A 15,170-nucleotide genomic window follows, 5' to 3' on the forward strand; every position below is an offset into this window, starting at 1 on the left:
ATGTTGCTAGTACAAATACAAAAAACAAGAAGTAATGAATTATTTCTGCAAGTTAGATTTTACTTTAAATAAAAAGGATGGTGAGCTTTATGGAAATTTTAATAAATGTTTTTCTTGTGGCTATATCGAGTATATTTGCCATCCTTTATATTTTTTCAAGTAAAGAGATTAAAGGCATAACAAATCAACTAAACAATATTAATAAAAATGATACTAACTCAAAAATACTACTTTCTTCACCTAATAAAATATTGGAGAATTTAGCTTTAGAGATAAATAAGACCTTAGAGGAAAAGCAAAAATCAGAATTGGAACATAAGAGAATGGATATAGAGCTTAGACAGGCTATTGCAAATATGTCCCATGATTTACGGACTCCCCTTACATCTATAATGGGATATATACAGCTTATGGAGGATGACAGCTTATCTTATAATGAGAAGAAAGAATATGCTAATATTGTTAGAAAGAGAGCAGAGTCATTACAAACTTTAATATCTAGTTTTTATGACTTATCAAGGCTTGAAGCAAGAGAATATAAATTTGAACTTAACTCATTGAACTTAAAGAATATAATATATGATTTAATGGCATCTTTTTATAAAGATTTTTCAAATAAAAGCATAGAGCCTGTCATTGATGTAGATGAAAAAGCATCTTCAGTAATTGCCGATGAAAATGCAGTAAGAAGAATATTTTCAAACTTAATACAGAACTCTCTAAAATATGGAAATGACTTTGTATCTATATCACTAAAGGAACATAAGGAGTATGTTGTGACAACATTTACAAATGATGCACCTAACTTAAGTGAAGAAGATGCAAGTCATCTGTTTGAACGTTTTTTTACAGTTGATCGTACGAGGAGTGGAAAAAGCACTGGACTTGGTCTTGCTATAACAAAGCAATTAGTTGAGCAGATGGGACATAAAATCTCTGTAGAGCTATGTGATAGCAAGCTCAGTATCATAATTAAGTGGGAAGCAAAAAGAAGAAGTTATAAGAAGTAGTATTGAAAAGGATGATTTAAGATTAGAGAAAACGAGTCAAAGGATTGAATTGATAACTGTCCGAAACCACTGAAAAAGTCATATTTTTATGTGTATCATTCTGAGACGAAGTCGAAGAATCTCAAGTTTTTAGTACATAAGAGCTTTTTCTTCGATGATTAGTATGACATAAATATTTTTTTCAGTAGTCTCGAACTGTCCATTTTGATTTATTATTATATTAGAAAGTTATATAATTATAAAGGCCTATGACCCCTTTTTATTTTGTATAATTATCAAAGTAACCTTGAATGTATACAACTGGAGTACCCTTATCTCCACTACCAGAAGTTAAATCACATAATGAACCTATAAGGTCAGTAAGTCTTCTAGGAGTAGTACCTTGTGCTTCCATAGCTCCTACAAGATTTGTGCCTTTGTTTTTAATATGTTCAGAGATAGCTTTTTTAAGCTCTTCGCCTCTTAAATCTGCAAAGTCGTTATCTGCAAGATACTTTAGCTTAATTTCATTAGGTGTACCTTCAAGACCTTTTGTATAAGCAGGAGATACAACTGGGTCTGCAAGCTCCCAAATCTTACCGACAGGATCTTTAAATGCACCATCTCCGTAAATCATAACCTCAACAGTTTTCCCAGTCTTTTCTTTTAGTCTAGCTTGAATACTATCAACAACAGGTTGGCAGTCTCTTGGGAAAAGCTTTATGCTTTCTTCTGTTGCTTTATTTGAACCTAAAAGGCCATATTTTTCGTTATAACCGCTGCCATCAATAGAAGAAGTTAAGATTTCATCAAGACCGAAAACTTTCTTTCCGCCATTTTCTTTTAATATTCTTTTTGTTCTAGCTCTTGTATGAATATCACAAGCAAGAACACTTGCTGTATAGTTTAAAATAGTTTTTGGATTATTTGAGAATATAATTTCACATTCTACACCATATTCTGTGATTATAGATTTATAATAATCTATATAGTCAATACCTGTAAAAGCATGTTTGTTGTATCCGAAATAATTACGAAATTCACTTTCTGTTAAAACATCTGTCCAAGGATTAACACCTTTTTTATCAAGTAAATCTATATCTACTAAATGGTTGCCTACTTCATCTGATGGATACCCAAGCATTAGTACTATTTTTTTAGCTTTTTTTGCAATACCACGCAGACAAATAGCAAAGCGGTTACGACTTAAAATAGGGAATATTACTCCAATAGTGTCATCGTCAAATTTTGAATGAACATCTTTTGAAATGGTCTCAATAGTAGCATAGTTACCTTGAGCACGAGCAACTACAGATTCAGTTATAGCAACTATATCTTTATCATTTATTGAAAAACCTTCTACTTTCGAAGCTTTTAATATACTATCTACAACTATTTCTGAAATGTTGTCTCCTTCTTTAAAAATTGGAGTACGAAGACCTCTAACAACAGTTCCAACGACTCTTTCCATTTCAATCTCTCCTTGAATTCTTATTTTAGAAGAAGCATTTATCCTTCACTTGTAATATACAACATTTTATGGTATAAGTAAAATAAATAGATTTGATAATAGGTATAAGGAGTGCTTATATGTCAATTAAATTAGATTTATATAAAATCTTTTGTGAAGTAGCTAAATATAATAGCTTTTCTAAGGCTGCAAAATCACTTTATATGACACAACCAGCTGTTAGTCAATCAATTATGCAGCTTGAAGGTGAATTAGATGTACGACTTTTTACTAGAACACCAAAGGGAGTCATTCTTACAAATGAAGGGAAGCTATTATTTGAATATGCAAATTCAGCGATTAACTTAATTGATGTAGGGGAAAAAAAGCTCATAGAAACCAAAAACTTAATGGTAGGAGATTTGAAAATAGGAGTAGGAGATACTATCTCACGCTATTTTTTGTTGCCTTATCTAGAAAAGTTTCATAATAAATATCCGAATATTAAATTTAAAATCATTAACCGTACAACTATAGAACTCTGTGCTTTACTAAAGTCTGGGGAAATTGATATTGCAATATGTAATCTACCTATTGAAGATTCCTCTATAGAAGTAAAAGAATTGATGATTATTCATGATATTTTTGTCTGTGGAGCTAATTACAGAGATAAGATACCTATGCCCTTGAGCTTTGAGGACTTAACAAAGCTTCCATTAATATTGCTTGAATATACTTCAAATTCAAGGCAGTACGTAGAGAAATATATTTTGTCAAAGGGTATAAAAATAGAACCAGAAATAGAACTTGGCTCCCATGAGTTACTATTAGAATTTGCGAAGATTAACTTAGGAATATCCTGTGTTATTAGGGAATTTTCAAATGAATATTTACAAAAAGGCTTACTTTATGAGGTGAAATTAATTGAAGAAATCCCAGAAAGAAGTATAGGAGTTTGCTCCTTGAAAAGTGTATCTCTCTCACCTTCCTCTACTAGATTTGTGGAGATATTAGAAGATGAGAGAAAGAAATAAGTTTATGCAGAAGTTCTAAGACCATTAGTTGAATTTGGTGTAGTTGGACTTTTAGGTGTAAAATTATTATTAATTACAAAACTTAAATCCTTAGTTTCATTAAAATACTGTTGTTCATTAAAGGGACTTAGCCTGTTGTATATAACTCCAGCCATAGGATTATGAAGCTTGTTATAATAATAATATATTTCATTTGCCAGTACATGTGTAGAATATTCTCTTCCTTGAAGCTTAAAGCTTGAGGCATAAGGCTCAAAGAGGTGTATATATTCTGGCGGTATATATACTAAAGTATCTTTATTATCATGCTTAACACAATTTATTTTTTTCGCTTCTTCAGAATTGCTGTACCAGTGTTTTTTAGCAACGGCGCATTTATAGCTACAGTAGGAGTTTGCTAGTATTGCATAATTATACTTTTGAGGCAGTTCCTTTAGCCTACTTAATGCTCTGTTAAAAGGAAAATGAAGTACAATTTTGTCATACATTGAATAGTCATTTTCAGCTATATCATTTGCACTTAGAGTCTTAGTTATAGAAGCTACCACATTATAGTTTGAATCTTTATTTTTTATATTTAATGCAACCTGATCATTATTTACTACAAAGTCTTTTATACCTAATTTAAAATAATAATCTAGTTTTTCCATTGGAATTAGTTCAGTTTCTTGAAGTAGTATAGAAGGTCTATAACCTCTGCTTAGCATTTCTTCTATTATTTTAGTATATTCATCTCTAGATTCAGGTACCTTATAAGTCCAGCCATTTACATTTACATTTTCCACATGGCTCCTGGCATTTATGCCATCTTCCTTAAAAGGAGATAAAAACAAAAACTCAATCCAGTTTTTATCTATATTATTATCCAAAAAGTTTAAAAGCTCTATATCAAAGTTGAAAGGTATTTCAAATTTTTTCATCATAATCATCCTTTCCAAGTAACTATTAAAAAGTGCTTACTAAGTAAAAAAACAGTTAGGCTTTAGCTTTTACATTAAAAAGCTACAATAACATTTTATTACTTTTTATGAAATTCGCAATAGTGTTTTAGAAGAAAATAAGCCATAATTAAACAAAAGCTCCTTCTTTTATTAACTATAGTTCATAAAAGAAGGAGCTTTAAAACAACTCATATTATATTAATTCTAATTTTCACCATCAAAATACCTATAAAGTACCTTTACAAATTCAGGTATTGTCTTCTGGGCAGAGATGCCCTTTGCTCTGCGTTCAAAATCCAATTCTTTTTCCAAGGATTTTAGTCCATAATTAATTAGCTGATTAGCTTCGATTTCTATTCCTGTTGCATAATAATACAAATCCTTCAGAATAGCTAATGCTTCTTCATTGTCTATTAATGCAAATGATGAAAATAGACAGAAACCTAGATTTTCAAGCATAATAATTTTACTATAGAGTAGTTCTAAATCGCTGATATCATCAAACTTACACTTCATGGCTAGTTTTACATTAAAATCTTTTTCTTCTGTAGTTGAAGGTCTTGAAACCATAGGTAAAAGCTCTGATTTTTCACTGTATAGCTTATATATACCTTGGGTTTTGCTTCCTATAACTCGGCCAGTAATGTTTAACTCTTCTACATCTGACAATAGCTTCATTAGTATTTCCTTAGTTCCAGTGATGTTTTCTGCTTTTAAATAAAGAGCACATGAAAATATAAGCTCTATAGAATCCAACCCCAATTCAAAAGCTTTCCTATTAAATTCCTTTGTAAAAGCCATATCATGTATATCGAATATTCCCTCTAATGCTGCATAAGCTTCGCTTTCTGCTGGGGAGGAAAACATATTATCATGGCTATTACTATGTCTGTTCAAACACCCTATAACACACAAGGGAGCACAGGTTCTATTAATTTTTTTATCTAGGCGCTTGGTAGTAGCTTTTTTCTCTTTCTTTTTAATTGGTACATTCCTGCCATCCTTCAGCATTTTCATCAATGTTATGGAACCATAGCCTGGTAAAGCTCCACCACAAATAGGATCTCCTACTATAATCTTTCCTAGCTTTTTTGCTTCTATTCTTAAGGCCTCTTTATCAGCCACACTACTATTAAAATAGCTATCTGATTGAACTACAATAGCCTTTAGTCCCTTACTTCCGAAAACATCACCAAAACATCCCCTAGAACAGTAATATACAGGCTCACCTTCTGGATAAGTGCTAAATGTAGTGCTTAAAGGAAGCTGAGCTTCTCCACTAGGTCCTATGCCTACTACAGCAGAATTATTTCCATAAATTTTTCTAAGATAATCTATGGTACTACTTACTTTTAAGTTTTTCAGATTATTTTCGTGTGAAATTTTACACCCATCTGCATTAATAGTTATTACAGCATTTTTGTCTTTGCTTTTTCCTTTTATAATCACAGCAGCCACATCCAAAGATGAAAGCTTTTGTGCCATAGCCCCAGTAATATTATTTATTTGTAAGCCCTTTTCTCTTTGAGCTTTAGTAGCTAAGACAATTCTTCCGGTACTAGGTACATTAGTGCCTGTAAATAGTCCAGGAACCATGACTATTACATTATCTTCATCAAATCTATCTGTATTATTTCTTACATTTTTCTCAACTAAGTATCCAGCAAGACCTCTTCCATAATGCCCTAAGGAACTTAAATCATAATCCTCGATTGAGATATTCTCATGAGATAAATCTATGGTGTAGAGTTTCTTCATTATTTGCCCCCCTTATATATCGATAGCTTTCTATTAGCTCTTTGCTATATTGGCTTTTAGCATTTATATAAAAATCCTTGTAACTCTCATCATCTACAATCTTTCCATTCTTCATGACTATAATCCTATCCCAATATCCACCGTGAAGCTCTATATTATGTACTATTGTAATTAATGTTGTACTACCCTTAAGTCTTATATTGTTAAAGCTTTTAAATATATCTCTGCTACTTTCTTCATCTAGCATTGATGTGCATTCATCTGCAATAATTATTTTAGGATTAGGGATTAGAGCTCTTGCAATGGCAGCCTTTTGACGTTGACCACCACTCAAGGTGGATACCCTTTTATTTAGTAGAGAGTGTAATCTTGGATCAACTAAGCCTAAGGCTATATCTATACTCATAAACTCTCTGTTATGTCTTTTGCAAATTTTAATTGGCTCTTCTAGCTCATCTCTTAGACTTCTTTCAGATTCTAAGGAACTATAAGGATCTTGAAATATATATTGAATATCTGCACATGTATCAAAGTTCCTCTTCCTTAAAGGCATTAGAGGGATTTCCTTGTATAATATTTTACCTTCATCTAAGTGCTCTAAACCTATTATGGTTTTAGCTAAAGTTGTTTTCCCACTTCCGCTTTCTCCAATGATTGCTGTCATTTCTCCTTCTTTAAAGGCTAAATTTATGCTATGTAATATTTTTTTACTTCCGTAGGACTTATTTAGTTCTACTATCTTAAGCATTGCCCATTCCTCCTAAATGTTGATTACTTTATTACAGATGTTTTTTAAAAAGCCTTCGTCATGGGATACTATAATTATAGTTAATGTGTTTTCAATCTGCTTAAGAAATTTAATGATGATTTTTAATGTTATAAAATCTAAGGCTGAGGAGGGTTCATCTAATATTAGTATTCTAGGTTCTTTTATATAACAAAGCATCAATAAGATTCTTTGCTTCATACCACCGCTTAGCTCATAGGAATATTTTTTTAAGACGTCTTCATCAAGATTTAAGGCTTTTAATATTTCTATAGTTTTATTAAGTTCATAATTTAGCTTATTTCCTTTTAGGGTTAACTTTAGATGCTCTTCTACAGTGATACTAGGGTTTAGTGCGTCCTGAGAAAACTGAGGCATGTAACTGAAATATGAGAATTTATCCCTTTTCCAAGATTTAAGCTCTCGCCCTAGAAGCAGGCATTTTTCGTATTCAATAGATCCAGGAAAGTCTAAAGAAAAAAGAGAGTTTAATAGGGATGTTTTCCCACAGCCACTGTTTCCCATTATTCCAACAAATTCACCTTCATATATTTCAATATCCTTATATTCAAAGGTCTTTCCATCTTTATATGTTATTTTATAATCCTTCAAATCAAGTATTTTTTGTGTGCTCATAATATCCTACCTTTCTTCAAAGGTTAAACAGCTTAGAGAAATTATAAATATACATATACAGAATATCGGTGGAAGCAAATACCAAATATAAACACCATCATAGAATATTCCCTCGTAATTCATCGCAGTTCTTATCATTTTTCCCCAAGTCTTTATTAGGGGATCGCCTATCCCAAAATATGATAAAGTAGTTTCGTATACAGCAGCCTTGCTGCATTGAAGTATGAACATAGTAGCAAGTATTGGCTTTATGTCATACCATAATTTTTTAAATATATCAAAAACATTTCCCTTTAGGAGAAGAGTATATTTAACTTTATTTTTGCCAATTACAGATATAAGTTTTGACCTTACTATTCTAAAGACTCTACCCCATGAAAAAAACACAATGGCATATAATGTGTTTTCTAAAGAGGGCTTAGCAAATGTAGCAAAAAACAGTATTACAATTATTTCAGGAATCATCAAAAACATGTCTGAAATTCTTAGAATGACTTTATCTAAAAAGCCTTTATAATACACTGCTATAATAGCTAATAGACTTCCAAAAACCGTGCTAAAAAAACCTGAAACTAAGGATATAGTTATAGTTACTCTAAATCCATATAAAAGCAATGTATATAAGTCATGTCCCATTTCTCCTGTCCCCAATAAGTGCTTAATAGAAGGAGATAGTAATGGATCGAAGCTAAAGTCTGTAACTTCATAAGGTGATATAATAGGACTAAATATTGCGATAAGTAAAAATATAACTAAAATCCAAAATGAAATTCTCTTTAAACTCATAATTAGTACCTCATTTTAAATCTTTTTAAAAGTGATTCAAAGACTATAGTAACGAAAAGTCCATAAAAAGCTATCAATAGCAATATCCCTTGCATCAATGGGTAATCTCTGCCAGAGGCTGCTATTTTCAAAAGCTGACCCATTCCAGGATATGAATAAATAGATTCTACAAAAATAGAGCCTGTGATAGCATATATAAATTGAATATTAAGCTTACCAAGCATCTCGGGAATCATATTGTAAAATATATACTTTTTCTTTATATCCTTTGGCTCTATATTTAAGTAATTGGCCATTAAAGTATAGTTTTCCTTATTTATTTTCTTTGCGCTGTTGTAAGCCATTATATATAGTGAGGGTATTTCACCCATTACTAGAGCTACTAATGGAAGAAATGAATGTTTTAGTACATCCATATAAAAGTCTTTGGTAAAAAACTCAATTCCTACAGTATAGGCTCCTCCAGATGGAAACCACCTAAGCCTGTAAGAAAAAATAAGCTGAATTATTAAACCTAGCAAAAACATTGGTATGGCTTGAAGAGAAATGATGGATATAAGCTTTATTTTAGAGGATTTTTTGTTTAATGCTTCATTAATGGCTAATGGAACTGCTATAGAAAAAGACAACACTAGGGAGACCATGGAAAGAAAAAGTGTCCATGGTATTCTCCCTAAGATCAATGCTAATACAGGCATTTTGAAATAAAAGGAATATCCTAGATCAAGTGTAAGTATCTGCTTTATATATATTAAAAACTGACTTATTAAAGGTTTGTCTGGAGAATAATAATCCTTAAAGGCATTGAATGTATCTTCTGGCAGAGATAGATTAAGTATATAGGTATCTGTTTCACTTAGTGACAGTGGACTTCCAGGTATAATTCTAGGAAGAAAAAAACTAAGTGCTAGTATTAAAACAATATATAAAAAATACTTGGGCCCAGACAAATCCTTAAATCTTTCCATTATTTATTCCATGTCCCCTTTATGAATACTAACTTGTTTTGTACTGTAGGAACTGCAATAGCTACTCCATCTTTTGTGAAGAACCAGCCATCAAATATATTATCATCATAAGCAAAAGTTATTTTTCTATAATTTAGAGTTAAAGTTGGGAGCTCCTCTGCTATGATTTCCTGAAGCCTTGCGACTTGGTTATATCTTTTATCTTTGTCTAATTCCTTCAATTGTTCTTCAAAAATCCTGTTAAACTCTTCATTACTCCAGTTTGCACCGCCCTGAGTGGTTATTTCTGGAGTTGAGCCGCTAGAAGGACTAGAAACGAATCTCTGTAGAAGAACAGGGTCCCCACCAAAAGAGCCGTGTCCACTAAGAGCTAGGGTGAATTTACCTTCTTTAATCATTGAATCTACGGATTTAGAGTCTAACGCTTTAACCTCAAGGTCAATTCCAATATCATTCATATATTTTTTTAGCATTTCAGTTTGTGGAATATCACCTTCTGATGCAATTAATTCATATTTTAATTCTTTATCTTTATATTCTAATATCCCATCAGAATTAGTGTCCTTCATACCAAGATTACTCAATAACTCTTTTGATTTCTCAGGATTATATTCATAGCTTTTAACGTCTTTATAGTACCATTCAGATTTAGGGTGAATATGTCCTGGGTTTCCTGGATCAGCCCCACCCTTCAAGGCCTTAGTAACATACTCATCTCTATCTATTCCATAATAAAGCGCTTGTCTAAATTCTTTAATATTAAACTCTTCTACTGCAAAGTTAAAATATAGTCTGCCAACCCAGAAACCTGGTCCTTCTATAACTTTAAACTTACCAGCTTCTTTTAGCTGTTTAGCTTCACCATATTTAATATTATTAGCACCATTTAGTTCACCATTTTCTAAAGCTTCCTTAGGATTATTAGATGCAGATATTATGAGTTTATCTATTACAGGCTTTCCTAAGAAATAATTTTCATTGGCACTAAAAATATAGCTGCCTGCTTCCTTGTCGTATTGTACAAGTTTTAATGGACCTGAGCCTATTACAGCATCTTCTGTATTAAACTTTTCAGGCTCAGTTACATTTTCCCATATGTGTTTTGGCATAATAGGCACATTTCCTGCTATGTCCGTAATGAATGGGGCATATATGTCGTTAAGCTCAATTTCAACCGTATACTTATCTATTACCCTAACTTCTTTAACTGGCGATACGGAAACCCATTGATAAGGATGTTCTTTTATGTACTCAAAGGAAAATTTGACATCTTCTGAAGTTAATTCTTTTCCATCTGTAAATTTTGCATTCTCATTTAGATAGAAGGTCCATGTTTTGTTATCATTTGAGACCTTCCACTCTTTAGCAATTAGTGGAACTATTCCTGTTTCATCTTTCCAAGTTAAAGTGTCAAATATATAGCTGGTTAATAAATAACCACGGCCCTTAGAAGAAACAGTATATACAGATGGATAACCTAAATTATCCCCGTCTATTTTAAGAATTCTTTCTTCAGTACTTTCTTTAGCTTCATCAGCGCTATTTTCTACTGATTGGGAGCTGTCTTGTGGGACATTTTCGTTAGTAGCATCTTTGCTGTTGCATGCTACAATAGAAAAAGCCAAAACTATAACTAATAAAATGGATAATAACCTTTTCAATTGCATTTCCCCCTTATTAACATTAATATTGAAAATCTTTTACCAATGTGATTTTAACATAGGGACAAACCGCATATCAATTGATTGGAGGCAGTATAGAATATTTCAATAAGTTGTCTATTGGCGATTTGTTTAGTCGATACTTAGATAATTGTATTGTAGATTAATAAACCGTAACTTTTCTGTAACGCATTAAGTAATATAAAGGATTAATAATATTATTAAGAGATATAAATATAAAAGGAGGAATAAGAAATGAAGAAAAAATCATTTTATCAAACATTAACGCTAGTACTTATAGCAACATTATGTATACCAATGACAGGGTGCTATTCCTCTGCCAATGCTAATAGTCCACAGGTGGCAAAGAATGATGTACAGGTTCAAGAAAAGATAAACTCTACTCTAAAAAATGATATTATGAAATTTGTTGATGAGCAAAAGTCTTCAAGTGAATACTATAAGGAAGATAAGAATTTTACGAAGCTATCCGTATCAGCTGATTCAAAGGTTACATTTAAAAGTGATAATCTCATTAGTATCCTGATTTCCAAAAAAGTAAAGGATGAAAAAGACTATTCTTTTGAAAACAAAACAGCATATACTTTTGATTTGAAGACCGGAAGAAATGTTTCATTAGACAAGCTAATAAATGGTAGTAAAGATTATAAGGAAACTATTAAGAATTATATTGAAGAAAAATATGAGACAAAAAGCAACATAAGGAAATCAGATATTAGAGACAATCAGTATTACTTAGGAGATGGCAAGCTATTTATTTTCTTCCAAGAATATGTGGCAAATGAAGAATCAAATGAAAAAGATGAATACGAAATACCTTTCCAAGCTTTTAAAGAAGGGATAAATATTCAACCTAAGCTGGAGCCTAGTGCAGTATCTGTAGATGTAAAAACGACTAAAGAATCAAATGAGCATTTTGTGGCAGACATAGAGACTCCAGTTATTTCTGGACTAGAGGACGAGAAAGTACAAGACTTAATCAATAAAAGATTTGAAGAAGAAGCTTTAAAGTTTAGAGATGAAATTAAGGGTCTTGCAAAGGAAGGCCATGAAGATGCTCAAAAAAGTGGATACAATTTAAATAAATACTCTGCATATGTAAGCTTTGAAGAAAAAAGAAACCAAGGAGAGCTACTTAGTATATATGTAACATACTATCAATATACTGGTGGAGCTCATGGAGGTCATAATGATATTGCTTATAACATTGATTTAAAAACAGGTAATCTAATTGAGCTTAAGGATTTATTTAAAGAAGACGTTGACTATAAAAAAATAATTGATAGCAAAATAAAAGAGCAAATTAAAGCTCTTAATGAAGATGAAAAGAATTTCTTTATAAAATCAGGTGAAAAAGAAGAGAACTTTTATCCTATTTTAATTATTGCCCTAAAGAATATTTATTATAGAAAAGCACAGATTGTTTTACATTATTTCATAAAAAAGGTGATGGCACTATTTTACTAGTGTTATCACCTTTTCAAGTTTATCTTAAAGCTAAAAGTTCTAGGACCAGCAAGAGGGAGTAGAAACTTAGTTTAAACTAATGGTTTCAATAAATCCATTAGAAAGACTCGATGAGCACATCCATTATTCCACCACATACCATGCCTTCATCTTCAGCTACATTTCCAGTCATATCAACATGTTCTATGGTATATTCTTTATTTAGTATTGTATTTCTTGCGATGGTTATTATACTTGCTTCGCTGCAGCCTCCACCAATACTTCCCATAATCTTGCCATCAAGCCAAACAATCATTTTTGCTCCAGCTTTTCTAGGAACAGAACCCTTTGAGGAGATTATAGTAATAAGTGCTCTAGGAGTTTCTGATTCTCTTGTCATTTCATCAACTACAGCATCATCAAATTCAGGCCAGTTAAACTTCACACCAGATTCCTTTGCAGTATTTCCCCTAGCTCTTCTAAAACTAATAACTTGTGCAATTATAGAAATAGCTATTTCTTCAGGGGTAACAGCACCAATATCTAGTCCAATTGGAGCATTAACACTATCTATTTGTTCTTTTGAATAGCCTTCATTTAGCAATTCTTCCTTCATAGCTTTTACTCTACGTTTTGAGCCTATCATACCTATGTATGCAGAGTTATAGCTTAATGTGTTACGTAAACAAATCCCATCATGCCTATGACCTCTTGTGACTATTACAACAAAATCTGATTTTCTAATATTAAGTTGAGAAAAACAGTTCTCAAAGCTTTCGCAGATAACTTCATCAGCCTCAGGAAAACGACCAGGATTTGCAAAACTCGGTCTATCGTCTACAACTACAACAGAAAATCCAATTTTAGCTCCAAGTTCTGCTACAGGTTTAGCAACATGTCCGCCTCCTAAAATAATTAAGCGTGGTTTTGGGAAATAGGGTTCGATTAAGATAACTTCTTCCTTATCTTCAATAAGTTGAAGATTCCCTGAATTAAAGGCAAATAATACTTTCTGGCGAAGAGCTTCGTCCATATTCATGAACAATGGATTACTTTCTAAATTGTCTTTAACTAAAACTATCTTATTTTTTATTGAACCTTTTTTATTACTAACAGGTTTCATAAAAGTTAAGATAACTGATTCGTTACCAGATGATAACTCTTCTGATAAATTTCTATAAATATCATTGAACACTTTTAGACACCATCCAATCCACATAAATTTTTATATAATCATTTTATCATATATAGTTTATTTTTAAAGCTATAAAGCTATTAAACAATATTTGAACAACAGCTAAACGATAGTTTAACAATCGTTAAACATATAGATTTTTAATAATAGTAAAGATGACCAAATAAGACTTTTCAGTATTCCCAAAAGGCAGTGCATATATTAACATACATCTGTACAAAATAACTTTGAGGTGATATTTGTGAAAAAAGTTGGTATAGAAAAAGGATTAAGTAATGTTGCAGAATTTTTGACTAATGAAGGTTATTCTGTAGAAGAATTAAGTGGTTCAATAAAAGAAAACCTTTCAAAGCTAGATGGACTAGATGTTATAGTAACTGCAGGATTGGATACAGATATGATGGGGCATAGTACAACAGAAACTAAAACTCCGGTAGTAAATGCAGATGGGTTAACTCCGCAAGAAGTTAAAAATTTGATTGATAGGCAAATTAAATAAGGTTTAATCTATAAATAAGAAGAAGTATCAACAATTTGCTCAATCCTTCTTCTTATAAAATCCAAAAGCCTGCAAACTGACTTTACATAAGCAATGCAGGCTTTAACTGTTAAAGTAAAATATTAATTGTTATTAAGATAGCTGCTTAATCCTACAGTCTTTTTAACGTCAATGACAAAGGCAATACCTTTACCTGGTTTATCAATACCTACTTTATCAGAAATTGCATTTAATATTTCTTCTGTTTTTCTTGCATCTACAAGTGTTAATACTATTTCTTTTTCTGGTTCCATAAGAAAACCAAATAGTTTCGCAACTTCATGTATTCCAGAACCTCTGCCACTAATGACAGTACCACCTTCAGCTCTTGCTGATTTTGCAGCATTTATTACATCAGATGAATATCCTTTGTTAACTATAGTTATGATTAAATCGAATTTATTATCATCCATCCTAAATCCCCCCATTCTTGATTGTCCATTTTTCTAGTAAATGGGCAATACCACGGTGATTTTTTACATCTATTACAAAAGCAATTCCATTGCCTGGATTACTTAGGTTGGCTTCATTAGAAATTGTACTTATTACATTGTCAACATCTTCCTCTTTAACTAAAGTGAGAATTATTTCCTTATTTGGGTCAAAATCAGTTCCTAAAATATCAAGGTAAATATTTTGCTCTGCTATTCCCCTACCTAAAATTACGGTTCCACCTTCTGCACCTGAATTCTTTGATATGTCTATAATATTTTGTCCTAAGTTTTTTTTAACTATAGTAATAATAAGACTATATTTTTTTTCATCAATATTATCTAATATCATAAATTCTCTCCTTCCCACTAAGTAAGTAAAACCGAAGAATGAGTGACTCCTAACATATATTATTATATTTAATTTATTAGCATAAATCAATATTTCATACAAAGCTATCTAGTAAAGATAAATCGTAACTTTTTTGTAAAGCTTTAAAATACACAAAGGTTTATCATAATATCATAGAACATTTGAAATTAAGTAGGT

Annotated in this window: 15 protein-coding genes; 4 read left to right on the plus strand and 11 right to left on the minus strand. The window is 31.5% G+C overall.

Features of this window, described 5'->3' with window-relative positions; genetic code table 11:
* Nucleotides 1–89: 89 nt before the first annotated feature.
* On the plus strand, nt 90–1,010 hold the full coding sequence (locus ABV008_RS14735; protein ID WP_352420600.1) for a sensor histidine kinase: 921 nt from the start codon (nt 90–92) through the stop codon (nt 1,008–1,010).
* Nucleotides 1,011–1,269: 259 nt separating this feature from the next.
* Here ABV008_RS14735 and ABV008_RS14740 read toward each other — a convergent pair whose 3' ends face one another.
* Nucleotides 1,270–2,460: a coenzyme F420-0:L-glutamate ligase gene (locus ABV008_RS14740; RefSeq protein ID WP_352420601.1), complete on the minus strand. Its 1,191-nt coding sequence runs from the start codon at nt 2,458–2,460 to the stop codon at nt 1,270–1,272.
* A gap of 119 nt (nt 2,461–2,579) precedes the next feature.
* On the opposite strand from ABV008_RS14740, the gene ABV008_RS14745 reads away from it, so the two are divergent.
* Entirely contained in the window at nt 2,580–3,473 is an 894-nt protein-coding gene (locus ABV008_RS14745; RefSeq protein ID WP_352420602.1) for a LysR family transcriptional regulator, read from the plus strand.
* 2 nt (nt 3,474–3,475) lie between these two features.
* Here ABV008_RS14745 and ABV008_RS14750 read toward each other — a convergent pair whose 3' ends face one another.
* From ABV008_RS14750 to ABV008_RS14780, 7 genes are all read right to left on the minus strand, one after another.
* Nucleotides 3,476–4,393 carry a hypothetical protein gene (locus ABV008_RS14750; protein WP_352420603.1) on the minus strand — a complete coding sequence of 306 codons (918 nt, stop codon included), beginning with the start codon at nt 4,391–4,393 and terminating at the stop codon, nt 3,476–3,478.
* 225 nt (nt 4,394–4,618) lie between these two features.
* On the minus strand, nt 4,619–6,172 hold the full coding sequence (locus ABV008_RS14755) for an aldehyde ferredoxin oxidoreductase N-terminal domain-containing protein (protein ID WP_352420604.1): 1,554 nt from the start codon (nt 6,170–6,172) through the stop codon (nt 4,619–4,621).
* Nucleotides 6,138–6,920 (minus strand): ABC transporter ATP-binding protein, encoded by a 783-nt coding sequence (locus ABV008_RS14760; RefSeq protein WP_352420605.1) that lies wholly within the window; start codon nt 6,918–6,920, stop codon nt 6,138–6,140. The genes ABV008_RS14755 and ABV008_RS14760 overlap by 35 nt, the downstream gene beginning before the upstream one ends.
* Before the next feature lie 12 nt (nt 6,921–6,932).
* Nucleotides 6,933–7,574: an ATP-binding cassette domain-containing protein gene (locus ABV008_RS14765; protein WP_352420606.1), complete on the minus strand. Its 642-nt coding sequence runs from the start codon at nt 7,572–7,574 to the stop codon at nt 6,933–6,935.
* A 6-nt stretch (nt 7,575–7,580) separates the two neighbouring features.
* A complete protein-coding gene (locus tag ABV008_RS14770) occupies nt 7,581–8,360 on the minus strand; it encodes an ABC transporter permease (protein ID WP_352420607.1) in 780 nt (259 codons plus the stop codon).
* A 2-nt stretch (nt 8,361–8,362) separates the two neighbouring features.
* On the minus strand, nt 8,363–9,328 hold the full coding sequence (locus tag ABV008_RS14775; RefSeq protein ID WP_352420608.1) for an ABC transporter permease: 966 nt from the start codon (nt 9,326–9,328) through the stop codon (nt 8,363–8,365).
* Complete coding sequence (locus tag ABV008_RS14780) at nt 9,328–10,989, minus strand: ABC transporter substrate-binding protein (RefSeq protein WP_352420609.1); 1,662 nt, start codon at nt 10,987–10,989, stop codon at nt 9,328–9,330. Before ABV008_RS14780 ends, ABV008_RS14775 begins: the two co-directional genes overlap by 1 nt.
* A gap of 255 nt (nt 10,990–11,244) precedes the next feature.
* On the opposite strand from ABV008_RS14780, the gene ABV008_RS14785 reads away from it, so the two are divergent.
* Nucleotides 11,245–12,477, plus strand: coding sequence for a PdaC/SigV domain-containing protein (locus tag ABV008_RS14785; RefSeq protein WP_352420610.1), 1,233 nt, complete (start codon nt 11,245–11,247; stop codon nt 12,475–12,477).
* A gap of 97 nt (nt 12,478–12,574) precedes the next feature.
* Here the strand turns inward: ABV008_RS14785 and ABV008_RS14790 are convergent, their stop codons facing one another.
* Nucleotides 12,575–13,651, minus strand: a complete 1,077-nt coding sequence (locus ABV008_RS14790) for an XdhC family protein (RefSeq protein WP_352420611.1) — start codon at nt 13,649–13,651, stop codon at nt 12,575–12,577.
* 241 nt (nt 13,652–13,892) lie between these two features.
* On the opposite strand from ABV008_RS14790, the gene ABV008_RS14795 reads away from it, so the two are divergent.
* Nucleotides 13,893–14,150: a YkuS family protein gene (locus ABV008_RS14795; RefSeq protein WP_352420612.1), complete on the plus strand. Its 258-nt coding sequence runs from the start codon at nt 13,893–13,895 to the stop codon at nt 14,148–14,150.
* A 122-nt stretch (nt 14,151–14,272) separates the two neighbouring features.
* Here ABV008_RS14795 and ABV008_RS14800 read toward each other — a convergent pair whose 3' ends face one another.
* Nucleotides 14,273–14,602 carry a P-II family nitrogen regulator gene (locus ABV008_RS14800; RefSeq protein ID WP_352420613.1) on the minus strand — a complete coding sequence of 110 codons (330 nt, stop codon included), beginning with the start codon at nt 14,600–14,602 and terminating at the stop codon, nt 14,273–14,275.
* Nucleotide 14,603: 1 nt separating this feature from the next.
* Nucleotides 14,604–14,972 carry a P-II family nitrogen regulator gene (locus tag ABV008_RS14805; protein ID WP_352420614.1) on the minus strand — a complete coding sequence of 123 codons (369 nt, stop codon included), beginning with the start codon at nt 14,970–14,972 and terminating at the stop codon, nt 14,604–14,606.
* Nucleotides 14,973–15,170 lie beyond the last annotated feature (198 nt).

The sequence above is a fragment of the Proteiniborus sp. genome (genome assembly GCF_040308045.1).
Taxonomy (GTDB): Bacteria; Bacillota; Clostridia; order Tissierellales; family Proteiniboraceae; genus Proteiniborus.